Origin of the sequence: Novosphingobium sp. MBES04 (assembly GCF_000813185.1) — a bacterium.
Classification (GTDB): Bacteria; Pseudomonadota; Alphaproteobacteria; order Sphingomonadales; family Sphingomonadaceae; genus Novosphingobium; species Novosphingobium decolorationis.
In genome coordinates, this window is record NZ_DF850489.1 from 355,714 (window position 1) to 370,181 (window position 14,468).

A 14,468-nucleotide genomic window follows, 5' to 3' on the forward strand; every position below is an offset into this window, starting at 1 on the left:
GCACCCCGGGAGGGAGCCATTTTTTCAGAGGCTTGAAAGAAAATTGATCGGGGTTGCCGGAGAGGCTAGAGGGCCGCCTGCCCCGGACGAGCGTTGGGGCGTTGTCTCACGCGAAACGATTGCGTATTCCTGTCCCTCGGGGTCGACGGCAGGTGTGCGCCGCACGTGGGCCAGACGGGCGGACAACCCGCAGGACTATCAGGGGAAAGACCATGAAGCTTGAGATCAACGGCGAGATGCGCGAGCTCGACGCCGAGCCCGAAATGCCGCTGCTGTGGGCACTTCGCGACGTGCTGGGCATGACCGGCACCAAGTACGGCTGCGGCATTGCCCAGTGCGGCGCCTGTTCGGTGCTGGTCGATGGGGTGGTCACCCGTTCGTGCGTGACGCCGGTCGGCAGCCTCGAAGGCAGCAAGGTCTCCACCATCGAGGCGATGGAACAGGACGCGGTGGGCCAGAAGGTCGTCGCGGCCTGGGTCAAGCACCAGGTCCCCCAGTGCGGCTACTGCCAGTCGGGCCAGGTCATGGCGGCGGTCTCGCTGCTCAAGGAGAACGCGGCGCCCAGCGAAGAGGACGTACGCGCCTCGATGCAGAACCTGTGCCGCTGCGGCACCTACAACGCCATTCACGCCGCGCTGAGCGACCTTGCCGGACAGGAGAACGCATGATGGCCCGCATCTTTCTCGATGGTCCCGCAAACGGCAGCGGGGATGAGCGTTTTGCCGCGCCCGCGCAGCCTGTAAACCTGTCACGCCGCCGCTTCCTTCTGGGTGGCGCGGGCGTCGCCACGGGTGCGCTGGTCCTGGGCTTCGGTATTCCGGTCGGACCGGCCCGTGCGCAGGGTCCGGCCGCGCCTGCGCCCAAGGCGCTCGACGTGCCCGCGTTCCTGGAAATCCGCCCGGACAACACCGTGCGCTTCCTTAGCCCCTTCATGGAAGGCGGGCAGGGGGCCTTCACCGCGATGGCGCAGATCGTGGGCGAGGAACTCGACATGGACCCGGCCGTCTTCGAGGTGGAAGCCGCCCCTGCGGGCAAGGTCTTCCAGGTCATGTTCGGCGGCACGATGCGTATCACCGGCGGCTCGATGTCGGTGCGTACCAGCTACGACACGATGCGCCGCCTCGGCGCCTCGGCCCGCGCGATGCTGATCAGCGCGGCGGCAAAGCGCCTGGGCGTGGGCGCCGACACGCTCACGACCGAGCCGGGCAAGGTAATCCACACCGCCTCGGGCCGCTCGCTCAGCTATGGCGAACTGGCCGAGGGCGCTCTCGACATGGGTGTGCCCGAAGCGGGCCGGATCTCGCTGAAGGATCCCAAGAACTTCCGCTGGATCGGCAAGCCCGTCGCGCGCATCGACATGCACGCCAAGTCGACCGGCCAGGCAATGTACGCCATCGACAGCCAGGTCGAGAACATGCTCCAGGCCGCCGTGCAGCACGCGCCGCGTCTGGGCCTCCAGCCCGGAGCCATCCGTAACGAAGCGGCGGTGAAGGCGATGCCGGGCGTTCACTCGGTGCACACGCTCGATGGCGCGGTGGCCGTGGTCGCCCCGTACTGGTGGCACGCACGTCAGGCGGCCGACGCGCTCGATGTCGACTGGCAGGATCCGGGCGAGAGCGCGGAGGTGCGCTACATGCCTGCTGACTTCGCGACCGATGCTTTCACACAGCACCTTTCCAGCCAGACTGGGCGTGGCGAGGAAGCCGAGAGCGCGGGCGACAGCGCAGCCGCCTTCGCCTCGGCGGCCAAGGTCGTCGAAGGCGAGTTTACCAGCCAGTACCTCCACCACGCCCAGCTGGAGCCGCCCTCGACGCTGGCGCGCTTCAACGCGGATGGCAGCCTGGACCTGTGGATGCCCAACCAGGGGCCCGAGATCTTCCAGGCGGCGATTGCGGCCAAGACGGGCCTCGCGCCCGAGAAGATCAACATTCACAGCCCCTTGCTGGGCGGTTTCTTCGGCCGCCACTTCCAGTACACTTGGGGCAACCCCTATCCGCACGCCATCGCGCTCGCCAAGGCGACGGGGCGTCCGGTCAAGGTAATCTGGAGCCGCGAGGAGGAATTCCTGCGCGATCCGATGCGCCCGATGGCCGTGGTCAAGTTCAAGGGCGCGCTTGATGCCGATGGCTGGCCGGTCGGTCTGGACGTTGTCAGCGTGTGCGAGGGACCGGGTGAGGGCATCGCCAACAAGCGCGGTGAAAAGCTCGACGAATCCGCGCTGGAGGGCATCACCGCCAAGTCCTACGCGATCCCCAACCGGCGCATCGCGCAGCTTTTCGTCAAGAACCCGACCACGCTCGCTTACTGGCGCTCGGTCGGCAACTCGATGAACGACTTCTTCTACGAGAGCTTCCTCGATGAAATGGCGGACGCTGGCGGCAAGGACCCCTATGCGCTGCGCCTGAAACTGCTGGAAAGCAACACGCGCCTGACCACGCTCCTCAAGGCGGCGGTCGAGCTTTCGGGCGGTTGGAAGCGCGGGCCCTTCACGGCAGCCGATGGCACACGCCGTGCACGCGGCATCGCGATGGCTTCGCCCTTCGGATCGGAAGCGGCGGCGGTTGCCGAAGTTTCGATCCAGGACGGGCAGGTCGTGGTCCACGACGTGTGGGAAGCCATCGATCCGGGCAGCATCGTCAACCCGGCCATCGTCGAGGCGCAGGTCAATTCGGCCGTGGCGCTGGGGCTGTCGCAGGTTCTTGTCGAAGGGGCCGAGTACGAGGCCGGGATGCCGGTTGCGCGCAACTTCGATGCCTACCAGATCCTGCGCCCCGAACAGATGGCCAGGGTCCACGTCAAGATCGTGGAAAGTGGCGCGGAAATGGGCGGTATCGGTGAGCCGCCGCTGCCTGCGATCCCGCCCGCCGTCGCCAACGCGGTTTCGGTGCTGACTGGCAAGCGCGTGCGCGTGATGCCGCTTTCGAAGGAAAGCTTCGAAGCCTGAGGCAGGAAGACAGGAAGGCAGGAATGGGTCCGAGGCCATCGCCCTCGGGCTCCCCATACCGTCTGCCTCACTTCGTGCCAGCGGCATCGGCTGAGCGGGGTGAGGTCGCCAGTTCCAGGCTCTCCCAACTTTTTGAACATCGCGCGACAAGTCTTGTCCTGACTGCGCGGCTAGTCTGCCCGAAACACAGACCGCATTTTCAAGGAGCAAGGATCAGCGCATGGCCACCAATCCGTCCGCGTCGATGGAGGCAATTCCTCCGGTTACCACCGCGGCTGCCTGGCGCGGCGATGAACTGGTGAAGTCAGGGGAGTGGATCTACCTTCTCTCCGACGCGCAGGTCCTCGAGCTGGAGCAGCTGGGCAAGCGTTTCCTGGATGAGAACCCGGACCTGCGGACCGTGCAGGCTTCGGACTACCCGCTCGTCGCCTGTGCGCAGGCGGTGAAGGAATGGGGCGCAGACGTCGACTATGGGCGCGGCTTCGTGCTCGTGCGCGGACTTCGCACCTACCTCTATTCGGACGCGTTTTCCGCGGCGATCTATTACATCCTCGGCCTGCACATGGGCGATCCGATCCGCCAGAACGAGATGGGCGATCTCATCGACCATGTCTACGCGACCTCGGACAAGACCATGGACGATCCGACCGCCTTGTCGGCCAAGGTGCGCGACAAGCTGGTCTACCACTCGGACAGCTCGGACATCGTTTCGCTGATGTGCCTGCGCCCGGCCAAGGAAGGGGGCGCTTCCTGCCTCGTCTCGGGCGCACAGATCTATAACGAGATCCTGAAGCGCCGTCCCGATCTGGCCCCGCTGCTGCTGGAGCCCTTCCACTGGGACTGGCGCAAGCAGGACCACAGCGCACCGGCCGATACCTACACCTCGCCCATCGTCAGCCTGGTTGACGGCGTGTTCTCGATGTACGCGGGCTCGCTCTACATCCTGACCGCGCAGGAGTACGAGGGCGTGCCCAAGCTGACGCCGGAGCAGATCGAGGTGCTCGAACTCTTCGACACGATCACCTACGAAGAGGGCATGGCGATCGAGATGGATTTCCGCCCCGGCGACATCCAGTGGCTCTCGAACTACGCCGCACTTCACGCGCGCACGACCTTCTGGGACTATCCCGAACCGCAGCGCCGCCGCCACCTGCTGCGCCTGTGGCTGAGCCGCGATGCCGGGCGTCCGGTCGTCGATGGGTTCGGCAAGAACGGCGTCGTCCAGGTCCGCTCGGCCCCGCGCGATGGCGCGCCCGAGCATCCCGAAGCCCACTTCGACATCTACGGCATGTCGGTTCCGCGCGTCATCGAATAAGCGCGGGGTAAAGAGGTCCCAACCGTAAGGGCGCCGTTCCTCAAGGAGCGGCGCCCTTCGTCATTTCCAGGACCTGTGCGCAGCTCTTCACGTCGGCGAAATTGAGCCGCAGGTTGAGGAGCGCGGCGTCCTGCTCGGCATCGGTGACGGCCGAGCAGGCATCGGCTGCAATCAGTACCTTGTAGCCGCGCATGTTGGCTTCGCGCGCGGTCGAATCCACGCAGACATTGGTGAGCGTGCCGACCAGCACCACCATCTCGATACCGCGCCGCGCCAGGGCCCGGGCAAGCGCGCCATCGGGGCACGAGAAGGCCCCGTAGCGATACTTGTCGAGAAGGACGTCGCCCTCGTGAAAGTCCATGGCGGGATGCAGCGCATGGGAGGAACTGCCGGACCGCAGGGCCTCAACCGCACGAGCGACCTCGGGATCGGTTAGGTCGTATTGCCAGCCGGGCATGGCGAGCGGTACGCGGTCGCTGACGGTCTGGCGCGTCCAGATCACCGGCGCGCCGAAGGTTCGCAAGGCGGAGCACAGCGCGTTGATCGCAGGGATCGTGGCACGCGAACTCGCCTTCCCGAAAACCTCGCCTTCGCCCACGAACGCGCTCTGCATGTCGATGACGACAAGCGCGGTCGCGCCCGGTTCCAGTGCGTCGAAGCGGTTGAGGCCCTGTCCGCGCGCAACGGCCCAGTCGGGCAGGTGGAACGGGTGCATCAGACCTCGGCGAAGGCGATGGAGCGCGCGAGCGTTTCCCAGGTCTGCATGTCCTGCGCAACGCGCGCGTGCTGGTCGCTGGCGTAATGGAGTGCATCCTCGCCCAGCAGGAGGTGCAGCGGCGGCTCGGGCGCGTCGAGCGCTGCGAGGATGGCCTGCGCGGCGCGCGCGGGATCGCCGCCTTCCGTGCCTGCGTTCTCGGTCAGCGACCGGCGGGCGAAGTGGGCGACCTCGTCGTATTCCGCAATGTCGCGCGCGGCGATGGTGAGGCTGCCGCCTGCAAACTCGGTGCGCATGCCACCCGGTGCGACGTTGGTGACGCCGATGTTCATGGGCGCGACTTCCTGGGCAAGCGTCTGCCCGATGCATTCAAGAGCGTACTTGCTGGCCCCGTAGATGCCGGTTCCGGCCCAGGGCGCATGGCCGCTGACCGAGGTCACGTTGACGATGTGGCCGCGCTTTTGCGCGCGCATTGCAGGCAGCACGGCGCGGATCATGCGCAGGGCGCCGAAGACGTTGATTTCGAAGAGCGCGCGGGCCTCTTCGATGGAGACTTCCTCGATTGCTCCGACAAGGCCGTAGCCAGCGTTGTTGACCAGCCGGTCGATGCCGCCAGTGAGGATCTGCGCGCGCGCGACGGCCGCTTCGACCGAGGCTTCGTCGGCAAGATTGACCTGGACGATGTACATGCGCTCGGGCGCGAGCGCGGTCAGCTCTGTATCTTCCCGCTTGCGGGTAAGGCCTACGACCGTGTCCCCGCGCGCGAGGGCGGCTTTTGCCAGTTCGCGGCCAAGTCCGCCGCCGATGCCCGTGATAAGCCAGTTCGTCATGTCTGAGGTCTCCTTCATGGCGCCGAGACTAGGTAGTGGCCCTGTGCATCCTCTTTGCGCTGGCGCCCGCAAATCTTGTGCGAGGGCGCACCGCCCGTGCCCGCGCTTGACCCGCGCGCGCAACCCATGCTGCACCATTGGGGCTGCAATGCCATTCGAGGCATTTTCGGCAAGGTTTTTTGGGTAACGGGACGGGGCGCGCACTTGGCTGTTCACATCGTCGGTTCGATCAACATTGATATCATCACCTCGCTCCAGCGCCTGCCGCTGCCGGGCGAGACGGTTCTGGCCGAAGCTACCGCGCGCCTGCCGGGGGGGAAGGGCGCCAACCAGGGCGTGGCCGCGGCCCGCATGGGGGCGCAGGTCCACTTCGTGGGCGCGGTCGGCGAGGACGACTCGGGCAAATGGATGGTCCAGCGTCTCGCCATGGAAGGCATCGACGTGGACGGCATTCGCATGCTTCCGGGCGAAGCGACCGGGACCGCATACATCGCAGTTGATGCCCTGGGCGAAAACCAGATCATCGTCGTTTCGGGCGCCAATGCGCGGCTGGGAGGCTGTGTGCCGGTGGACGGCGGGGTGCTGCTTTCGCAGCTCGAGGTGCCGATCCCGGCGCTCGCCTCGCTTCTGGCCGAGAGCAGCGCGCTGCGGATCCTCAACACCGCGCCTGCCCTGGTCGAGGCCAAGGCGCTGTTCCCGCATGTCGATATCCTTGTCCTCAACCGTCCCGAACTCGACGTCTACGCGCCCGCCGCGCAGGTCCGCGCGCCGTTGCCGGGCGAGGACGCCGAGATGGCGGCGCTGGCGGCTCGCACGCGCACCCTGTTCTGCCGCGAGGACCAGGCCGCGATCGTTACGCTGGGCGCGGGTGGCGCCCTGATCGTGCGCCAGGGGAGCCTTGTCCACGTGCCCTCGATCCCGGTCCAGCCGGTCGACACGGTGGGCGCGGGCGACTGTTTCTGTGGGGCGCTGGCGGCGCTTCTTGACGAGGGGCGCACGCTCGAACAGGCGGTTCCCTTCGCCTGCGCGGCGGCGGCGCTCTCCACGCTTTCGCATGGGGCCGCGCCCTCGATGCCCTCGCGCGCGGTGGTTTCCGACCTGCTTTCCGAACCGGCAACAGAACATGCGCTGCCAATCAAGAACCGGTCGGCCGCCATCCTACCTTGATGGGGCGAGACACGAGAGAGACGATGGGACAAAGTGATGGCTGAACTGCAACCAACCCAATTCGGCGTGCCTTCCGATACAGGTGGCAAGGATCTCGGGATTTTCCTGCCGATCGCCAACGGCGGCTGGATCATCTCGAAGAACAAGCCCGAGATCGACGGCTCCTACGATTACTGCCGCCAATGCGGCGTGCTGGCCGAGGAGGCCGGGTTCGACTTCATCATGGCGATGGCCAAGTACCGCGGCTACGGCGGCGAGACGCACCACTGGGACAGTTCGCTCGATTCGGTGATGACCATCGCCGGTCTTGCCGAGGCGACCAGCCGGGTGAAGACCTGGGGCACGGTCCATACGCTTCTCCAGAACCCGGGCGTCGTGGCCAAGATGATCGCGACGCTCGACCAGATTTCGGGCGGACGCGCCGGGCTCAACGTCGTGACCGGCTCCTACAAGGGCGAGTTCTCGCAGATGGGCGCCTGGCCCGAGGGCGTGGACCACGACGCACGCTACGACCTCGCCAAGGAATGGGTCACCGCGATCAAGCGTCTGTGGGCCGAGGATTCGGTCACGATGGACGGGACCTACGTTCAGCTTGAGGACTGCCAGTCCTGGCCCAAGCCCCAGAAGCGGCCCTTCCTCGTGTGCGCGGGCTCGTCCAGGAAGGGCATGCGCTTCACGTCCGAAGAGATGGACGCGATCTTCCTGTCGGGCGGCGATGCCGAGCAATTGGCTGAGGCCAGCAAGGAGGCCAAGGAGGACGCCGCGAGCATCGGGCGTTTCGTGCGCACGTATTCGATGATGACCATCGTGCTGGGCGAAACCGACGAAGAGGCACAAGCCAAGGCAAAGCACTACGCCGACGGGTTCGACGAAGGCGCGCTGGAAGGCATGATGCGCGCCTACGGGTTCCTCGATAATGAAATCGGCAAGGAAAATGACTTCACCCGCAAGGCCCGCTCCAGCTTCATGTCGGCGCACATTGCGGGCTCTTCCGAGACGGTGGCGGCCGAGTTGACCCAGCTTTTCGAGGTGGCCGGGACCGATGGTCTCATGCTGATCTTCGACGATTACGTCACCGGCATTCCCAAGTTCGGCAAGGAAGTCCTGCCTCTCCTGCGTGCGCGGTTCCCCGGCAAGATCACGGTCGGACAGAATGCCTGACACGGCCGATCTGCCCCACGTTGCAGGTCCTGATCTTGCAGGCATGATCGACCCGGTCAGGACGGCGCTTGTCGTCGTTGACATCCAGGTCGACTTCGCTTCGCCCGAAGGCGTTGCAGGTACGTTCTGCAGCGACTTCGCGCCGATCGAGACGGCCATCGAGAGGATCGAGGAGCTGATCGCGGACATGCGCCGTGCAGGCGGCACCATTGCCTTCATGCGCGTGGTCACGCGCCCGGAAACCGACAGCGATGCGCTCAAGACCCTGATGGTCCGGCGCGGGATGCCGGGCGGCGTGGCGATCTGCCGGGCCGAGGGCGGCGGGGCGGACTATTACCGCGTCGCCCCGCAAGACGGCGACATCGAGATCGAAAAGCTGCTCTTCGACAGCTTCCACGCAACCGATCTCGATGCGCAGCTGCGCGCCCGCGGCATCGACACGCTGCTGATGAGCGGCATGACCACCGAGTGCTGCGTTGACAGCACCGCGCGCACGGCCTTTCACAAGGGCTACAACGTGTTCCTCGTGAGCGATGCCTGCGTGGCTTACGAGGAGCATCTGCACGCCAGTACGCTCGACGTGCTGGCGCAGAACATCGGTCTTCTGACCACGAGCGCGGCCGTGCACGAGGCGCTGGCCTGATGCGCGGTGGGCCGGGCCTTGCACCGCTGCACGCCCGGCCGGCCTCCCGAGACATTTACAGGAAAGGTGCTTGCCGATGACCCCGCGAGATCCCTCCGCCGTAGCGGGACGCACACCTGTCCTGTTCGCCTGTACGCTGGGCAATGCGGTCAGCGTGACGCCTGCGGTTCACGCCGTCTTCGGCCTGTTCCTGGTGCCCTTGTCCGAAACCTTCGGATGGTCGCGCGCGAGCATTTCGGGGGTGCTCGGCATTCTCGCGGTCGTGGGCGCGGTCAGTTACCCGATCATCGGGCGCCATGTCGACGCGCACGGCGCGCGCCGCACCTTGCTGACGGGCGTGGTCGGACTGGCTCTGTCGATTGCCGCTCTGGCGCTGACGAGCGGCAGCCTGATCCAGTTCTACGCGACCTTCGCCGTGCTCTCGATCTTCAGCGCGATGGCGGGAACGCCGATCTACCAGAAGGTCGTGGCCGACTGGTTCGAGAGCAACCGGGGGACTGCGCTCGGCATCAGTGCGGGCGGGGGCTGCGGGATCGGATCGGTCATCATGCCGGTGCTGGCCGCTGTTCTCGTCGGCGCCTGGGGCTGGCGCGCCGGGTATCTGGGCATTGCCGCCTTCGTATTGCTGCTGGCCTTCCCGATCCTGGTGCTGTTCCTGCGCGACCGGACTGCAAGTGCGAGCGCGGCGCAGGAAGAGGCCCCGCGCGAAGGTCTGACCCTGGCCGAGGCCGCGAGGCTTCCCTCTTTCTGGTTGGTCCTTCTGGCCGTTGCGGCCGGGGCTGGCGGGACGACTGCGATCTTCAGCCACGTCGTGCCGATCCTGGGGGACCGGGGCGTATCTGTCGCGACGGGTACTGCGGTGGTCAGCGTCTTCGCGCTCGCGACCTCGGGCTGGCAGGTCGTGACCGGGCGGATCATGGACAAGATCCAGACGCCGCGTGTCGCGGTGCCGATGTACGGCCTTGCCATTGGCGGCCTCGCGCTCCTGGAATTCGGGGTGGGAACCCCCGTCCTGCTCTTCGCCGGATTGCTGCTGGGCGTGGGCATGGGCGCACAGTACGGCGCGCTTCCTTATTACATCGCGCGCTATTTCGGTGTGCGCCACTTCGGCTCGATCATCGGGGCCATGTATTCGGCGGTGATCGCCGCGCAAGGGATCACCCCGATCCTGCTCGACCTCGTCTTCGACAACGTCCACTCCTATCGTCCGGCGCTTGTGGGTGTGGGCGCGGCGCTTGCGGGCGGCGCGGTGCTGCTCCTGCTGCTGCCGCGCTATGGCGAAGTAGAGGGCACTTCCCCGGACGCCATGCCCGTGCCATCCCACTGACGCCTTCCCTCCGGCAACACCTGACAAGACAAGGATCTTTCGTGGCCGATATTCCTGCCTCTGCCCCCACCTTCGCTGATCCTGCCGCTGCCCCTTACGCGGTGAGCGAGGAGGAGCGCGAGGCGATTGCCGCCGCGATCGACACCGACGAACTGGTCGCACTGGCGCTGGAGCTGGGCAACATCCCCAGCCGCTCGCGCGAGGAACTGGCCGCGGCCGAGTTTGTCCACGACTGGATGGGCCGCGAAGGCTTCAAGCCGCGCAAGGTCGGCGCCGTGCCCGAGCGCCCCAACGTGATCGGCGAATATGGCGGCACCGCGCCGGGCGCGAACCTGCTCTTCACCGCCCATCTCGATACCGAGAGCCCGAGCGGCATCGCCGAGCAGGACCGCTTCCGCTACCGCGAGAGCACGATGGCCGACCCTGAGTGGACGAAGTGCTGGCTCGACGAGGAGGGACGCCTTCGCGGCTTTCCCATCTCCAACGACCGGGGGCCGATGTCCTGCTTCCTGATCGCGGCAAAGGCGCTGAAGAAGGCGGGCATCGGGCTTGCCGGAAAGACCTGGCTGACCGCATGCCCGGGCGAGATCGGCCCTGAACCGATCGAGGAATTTGCCGGGATCGACTACATGGGCAAGGACATCGGCGCCCATTACCTGTTCCACCACGGCGGCGTCGCGCCCGATTACGCCATCGCGGCGGAAGGCACCGACTTCGGCCTCACCTGGCAGGGTTCGGGCTATGCGGTCTTTCGTGTGCGCATCTACGGGCAGGGCATGTTCACGCCGATCCTGGAAGCGCCGCGCCTGACCACGGCCCACCCCAACCCGATCTATCGGCTTGGCCCGGTGATCGAGGCGCTCCACGCCTGGGGGCTCACGTGGGAGGCGAACTCGATCCTGCGCACCGCGAGCGGCGAGGTCGCGCCCAAGGTGCAGATTGCTTCGGTGCGCGGCGGCATGCCGACCGACTTCGGGGCGGGCACCGAGATCTGCGCGCTCTATATCGAGGTCGCCTCAATCCGCGCCAGAAGGCGGCCGAGGCCATGCACGGGATCACTGCGGCCATGCGCAGCGTCGATGTCGAGAGCTTTGATGTCGAGCCGGTTGTCGTGCGTCATGGTTTCGAGGCTAGGGAGCGCGAGGTCGCCGCGCTCACTGGCGCCGTCGATGCCGCGACCCGGCTGGCGCGTGGCGCCCCGCTGGAAGTAGCCCATCCGGTCTATTCGAGCATGTGGCGCGACCATAACGTCTTCAACATGCACCGTATTCCCGCCGTGACGACGGGTATGCCGCGCTGGCGCCCGACCCCTGACGACATGGCCTCGAGTGCGCTTGTCTACGCGCTCACCATGCTGGCTGTCTGCGGACGCGGCGAAGCGCCGGGCGACGATGGTCCGACCAGCGTCTATGGCAGCGCCGAGACCCCGTTCGAGAGCTGATCCCAACGCTTTTGTCTGGGTACTTGCCGTAATGGGAAGGGCGCGCTAGCCATGCGGCCGCGGTGGCGGATGAGGGCGGAGCGCAGGCTCCGGCTGTCCCCGTGCAGATAGCAGGAAAACGGGTGGAAATTCCTTGCGCATAACGACAAATGTCTATCCCAAGGAACAGCGCCGCGATGCCTGGCGCTTTGCCTTGAAACGCCTTTCGCTGACGCTGGACGAGGCCGATGAGGCGACGCTCTATGGGGAGCTGATCCAGTTCAAGTCGAGCACGGGCATTAGCTTCATTCGTGTGACCGGGACCCAGCAGACCTGGACCATCGACTTTCGCGATCAGCCCCAGACCTACTGGGTGGCGCTGCTGCTCGATGGCAGCGCGACGATGCGGGATGCCAAGCAGGAACTGCGCCTCTCCGATGGCGAACTGATCTGCGGGCAGGGCGATGCGCCGGTGCAGCTCTCCTTTGCGGGCGACAACCGCACCCTCATCGTGCAGGTGCCCCACAGCGAACTGACCGCGCGGCTCAAGACCCCCGTCGGCGCCGCGCCGCGCCAGATCGCGACCGATACCGGCACCGCGCGTGTCTTTGCCGGCATGCTGCGCTCGCTGGCTGACACCATCAACGAGATCACCACCGACCAGGCGCGGCCGGTGGAACTTGCCTTCCCCGAGTTCCTTGTCACCAGCCTGCTCGACAACGCGCCGCCCAAGGCGCTGGGCGGCGCGGCGGGCATGCGCGCGGCGCTGCTGGAGCGGATCTTCCAGACCATCGAGATCCGCCTGTCCGACCCGGACCTCAACTACCAGCAGGTCGCGGCCGAGCATGGCATCTCGCCGCGCTACCTCCAGAAGCTTTTCGAATCGATCAACGACAGCTTCGGGCACTATGTGAAGGTGCGAAGGCTGGAGCGCTGTCGCCTCGACCTGCGCAGCCCGCTGCACGTCCAGAAATCGATCTCGGACATCCTGTTCGAATGGGGCTTCAACGATTCCGCCTCGTTCAGCCGGGCCTTTCGCGAGCAGTACGGCATCTCGCCGCGCGAATACCGCAAGGGCCAGCCGCAGGAAAACGAGGCGGTCGAGCTCCTGCGCCGCGGCAAACCTGCACGCGGGGAGACGCCCGCCGCCAAGGCCGAGAACGAGCCTGCCGAGAGCGACGATGCCGCCGAGGCCGAAGCCTCCGACACGGCGGAGGCAGCGCCAGGCGGCCCCAAGGTCGGGGCACCCTACAGCCCCCATCCCGAAGGCGAGCAGGTGCGCCACCACCATTTGCCCGCTTCGCCCGAAACGGTGCACTGGGGCTTTCTCAGCAAGGACCTGAAGCCGGCGCTCTCCATACGCTCGGGCGACTTCGTGACCATCGAGACGCTGACCCACCACGCCAACGACGATGCCGAGCGCATGGTGGAAGGCGATGGTGGTGCGGAAAGCGTGTTCCACTGGGACGCGCAGGGCAAGTCGGTCAATCGGCGCGGGGCCGGACCGATGGACGCCTCGGCTCTCGGGCGTGGTCCTGGCGAGGGTTTCGGCGTCCATATCTGCACGGGCCCCATCGCCATCGAAGGCGCGATGCCGGGCGATCTCATCGAGGTGCGCATCCTCGATCTGAAGCCTCGGCCCAGTGGAAATCCGCGCTTTGCGGGCAAGTCCTTCGGCTCGAACGCGGCGACCTACTGGGGTTTCCACTATCAGGACCTGCTGACTGAGCCCAAGCAGCGCGAGGTCATCACCATCTACGAGGTCGAGGCAGGCGGCATGCGTCCCCCCACGGCCCACGCCGTCTACTCCTACCGCTGGACCGAGCAGACAGACCCCTCGGGCGTGGTCCATCCGCGCTACGATTATCCGGGCGTGCCGGTCGATCCGGCGACGATCGAGAAGAACTTCGACGTGCTGCGCAATGTCGAGATCCCGATCCGGCCGCACTTCGGCGTGATCGCAGTGGCGCCCAACCATAACGGGCTTGTCGATTCCGTGCCGCCCTCCAGCTTTGGCGGCAATCTCGACAACTGGCGGACGGGGCCGGGGGCGCGGGTGTTCCTGCCGGTACAGGTCGAGGGCGGGCTTCTTTCACTGGGTGATCCGCACGCCTCGCAAGGCGACAGCGAACTGTGTGGCACGGCCATTGAATGCTCGATGACCGCGCTGATCCAGGTCGTCCATCACAAGGCGCAAGGCGTCATGGAGCAGCTGCGCGATGTCGATTACCCGCTCATCGAGACCGAGACCGAGTGGGTCATCATGGGCTTCTCGCACCCGGATTATCTCAAGGAACTGGGCGCGGACGCACAGAGCGAGGTCTACAAGAAGTCCTCGCTCGACGAGGCCATGCGCGATGCCTTCCGCAAGGCGCGGCGCTTCCTGATGACAGCCAAACAACTGTCCGAGGACGAGGCGATCTCGCTGCTCTCGGTCGGCGTCGATTTCGGGGTGAGCCAGGTCGTAAACGGCAACTATGGCGTTCACGCGGTGATCCGAAAGGCGCTCTTCACGAGTTGAGCAGGAAGAGTTTATTCAAGGGGTTTTACCCCTTGACCCCAAGAATGGGCGACGTTGCCTTTTGCAGCCAGGGGAGCGCGAGCAACGTGAGGTCGACAATTTTGGGAGCCCGAGGGCGATGGCCCTCGGACATGTCCTTCCCGCTAGGGGGACAATTCGCCCGCTGGCAGGTCTCACGACCCTGTGCTAGCGGCCGCCCATGCCTTCCAAACTTGCTGCCGGGGCGTTCGTTCTCCTCGCCCTTGTCTTCACGTTCGTCATTCTCTTCGCGATCCTCGTCATCGTGGGCTTCGCCGGGTTCGACGCGCTGTTTCGCCGTCCGCTCGAGTTTCTGATCGTGCTGCTTCTGGCGGGATCGCCGGTGCCGGTGTGGAGTTGGTGCGTGCGGCGCGCGCGCCGTGCCTGGGCCAGGGATTAAGGCAGGG

13 protein-coding genes are annotated in these 14,468 nt (G+C 66.2%); 11 read left to right on the top strand and 2 right to left on the bottom strand.

Translation table 11 applies throughout. The features are described from left to right. Window positions 1–212: 212 nt before the first annotated feature. The 3 genes from MBENS4_RS15435 to MBENS4_RS15445 all read left to right on the top strand — a co-directional run bounded on the left by MBENS4_RS15435 (window position 213) and on the right by MBENS4_RS15445 (window position 4,259). Window positions 213–668, top strand: coding sequence for a (2Fe-2S)-binding protein (locus MBENS4_RS15435; protein ID WP_039392729.1), 456 nt, complete (start codon window positions 213–215; stop codon window positions 666–668). After that, window positions 665–2,944: a xanthine dehydrogenase family protein molybdopterin-binding subunit gene (locus tag MBENS4_RS15440; protein WP_242404972.1), complete on the top strand. Its 2,280-nt coding sequence runs from the start codon at window positions 665–667 to the stop codon at window positions 2,942–2,944. The genes MBENS4_RS15435 and MBENS4_RS15440 overlap by 4 nt, the downstream gene beginning before the upstream one ends. Before the next feature lie 220 nt (window positions 2,945–3,164). Continuing rightward, on the top strand, window positions 3,165–4,259 hold the full coding sequence (locus MBENS4_RS15445; protein ID WP_039392731.1) for a TauD/TfdA family dioxygenase: 1,095 nt from the start codon (window positions 3,165–3,167) through the stop codon (window positions 4,257–4,259). Between the two features lie 40 nt (window positions 4,260–4,299). Here MBENS4_RS15445 and MBENS4_RS15450 read toward each other — a convergent pair whose 3' ends face one another. Then, window positions 4,300–4,974, bottom strand: a complete 675-nt coding sequence (locus tag MBENS4_RS15450) for a cysteine hydrolase family protein (protein WP_039392732.1) — start codon at window positions 4,972–4,974, stop codon at window positions 4,300–4,302. Further along, window positions 4,974–5,804 carry an oxidoreductase gene (locus tag MBENS4_RS15455; protein WP_039395078.1) on the bottom strand — a complete coding sequence of 277 codons (831 nt, stop codon included), beginning with the start codon at window positions 5,802–5,804 and terminating at the stop codon, window positions 4,974–4,976. Before MBENS4_RS15455 ends, MBENS4_RS15450 begins: the two co-directional genes overlap by 1 nt. Before the next feature lie 204 nt (window positions 5,805–6,008). On the opposite strand from MBENS4_RS15455, the gene MBENS4_RS15460 reads away from it, so the two are divergent. From MBENS4_RS15460 to MBENS4_RS15490, 8 genes are all read left to right on the top strand, one after another. Then, window positions 6,009–6,971: a ribokinase gene (locus MBENS4_RS15460; RefSeq protein ID WP_039392733.1), complete on the top strand. Its 963-nt coding sequence runs from the start codon at window positions 6,009–6,011 to the stop codon at window positions 6,969–6,971. 36 nt (window positions 6,972–7,007) lie between these two features. After that, window positions 7,008–8,132 carry an LLM class flavin-dependent oxidoreductase gene (locus MBENS4_RS15465; protein ID WP_039392734.1) on the top strand — a complete coding sequence of 375 codons (1,125 nt, stop codon included), beginning with the start codon at window positions 7,008–7,010 and terminating at the stop codon, window positions 8,130–8,132. Then, on the top strand, window positions 8,125–8,775 hold the full coding sequence (locus MBENS4_RS15470; RefSeq protein WP_039392735.1) for a cysteine hydrolase family protein: 651 nt from the start codon (window positions 8,125–8,127) through the stop codon (window positions 8,773–8,775). The genes MBENS4_RS15465 and MBENS4_RS15470 overlap by 8 nt, the downstream gene beginning before the upstream one ends. Window positions 8,776–8,851: 76 nt before the next feature. Continuing rightward, on the top strand, window positions 8,852–10,102 hold the full coding sequence (locus MBENS4_RS15475; protein WP_039392736.1) for an MFS transporter: 1,251 nt from the start codon (window positions 8,852–8,854) through the stop codon (window positions 10,100–10,102). Between the two features lie 41 nt (window positions 10,103–10,143). Further along, complete coding sequence (locus MBENS4_RS15480) at window positions 10,144–11,313, top strand: hypothetical protein (protein ID WP_242404973.1); 1,170 nt, start codon at window positions 10,144–10,146, stop codon at window positions 11,311–11,313. Between the two features lie 20 nt (window positions 11,314–11,333). Beyond that, the gene (locus tag MBENS4_RS26775) at window positions 11,334–11,543 is read left to right on the top strand and encodes a hypothetical protein (protein ID WP_242404974.1); all 210 of its coding nucleotides are present in this window, start codon (window positions 11,334–11,336) and stop codon (window positions 11,541–11,543) included. Window positions 11,544–11,676: 133 nt separating this feature from the next. Beyond that, a complete protein-coding gene (locus MBENS4_RS15485) occupies window positions 11,677–14,043 on the top strand; it encodes an acetamidase/formamidase family protein (RefSeq protein WP_039392737.1) in 2,367 nt (788 codons plus the stop codon). Window positions 14,044–14,242: 199 nt separating this feature from the next. Next, window positions 14,243–14,461, top strand: coding sequence for a hypothetical protein (locus MBENS4_RS15490; RefSeq protein WP_039392738.1), 219 nt, complete (start codon window positions 14,243–14,245; stop codon window positions 14,459–14,461). The last annotated feature ends 7 nt before the right edge of the window (window positions 14,462–14,468 follow it).

What these genes read in the sequence shown, in the direction of transcription:
- MBENS4_RS15435 (WP_039392729.1), top strand. Translation starts at nt 213, where the DNA reads ATGAAGCTTGAGATCAACGGCGAGATGCGCGAGCTCGACGCCGAGCCC.
- MBENS4_RS15440 (WP_242404972.1), top strand. Translation starts at nt 665, where the DNA reads ATGATGGCCCGCATCTTTCTCGATGGTCCCGCAAACGGCAGCGGGGAT.
- MBENS4_RS15445 (WP_039392731.1), top strand. Translation starts at nt 3,165, where the DNA reads ATGGCCACCAATCCGTCCGCGTCGATGGAGGCAATTCCTCCGGTTACC.
- MBENS4_RS15450 (WP_039392732.1), bottom strand. Translation starts at nt 4,974, where the DNA reads ATGCACCCGTTCCACCTGCCCGACTGGGCCGTTGCGCGCGGACAGGGC.
- MBENS4_RS15455 (WP_039395078.1), bottom strand. Translation starts at nt 5,804, where the DNA reads ATGACGAACTGGCTTATCACGGGCATCGGCGGCGGACTTGGCCGCGAA.
- MBENS4_RS15465 (WP_039392734.1), top strand. Translation starts at nt 7,008, where the DNA reads ATGGCTGAACTGCAACCAACCCAATTCGGCGTGCCTTCCGATACAGGT.
- MBENS4_RS15470 (WP_039392735.1), top strand. Translation starts at nt 8,125, where the DNA reads ATGCCTGACACGGCCGATCTGCCCCACGTTGCAGGTCCTGATCTTGCA.
- MBENS4_RS15475 (WP_039392736.1), top strand. Translation starts at nt 8,852, where the DNA reads ATGACCCCGCGAGATCCCTCCGCCGTAGCGGGACGCACACCTGTCCTG.
- MBENS4_RS26775 (WP_242404974.1), top strand. Translation starts at nt 11,334, where the DNA reads ATGTGGCGCGACCATAACGTCTTCAACATGCACCGTATTCCCGCCGTG.
- MBENS4_RS15490 (WP_039392738.1), top strand. Translation starts at nt 14,243, where the DNA reads ATGCCTTCCAAACTTGCTGCCGGGGCGTTCGTTCTCCTCGCCCTTGTC.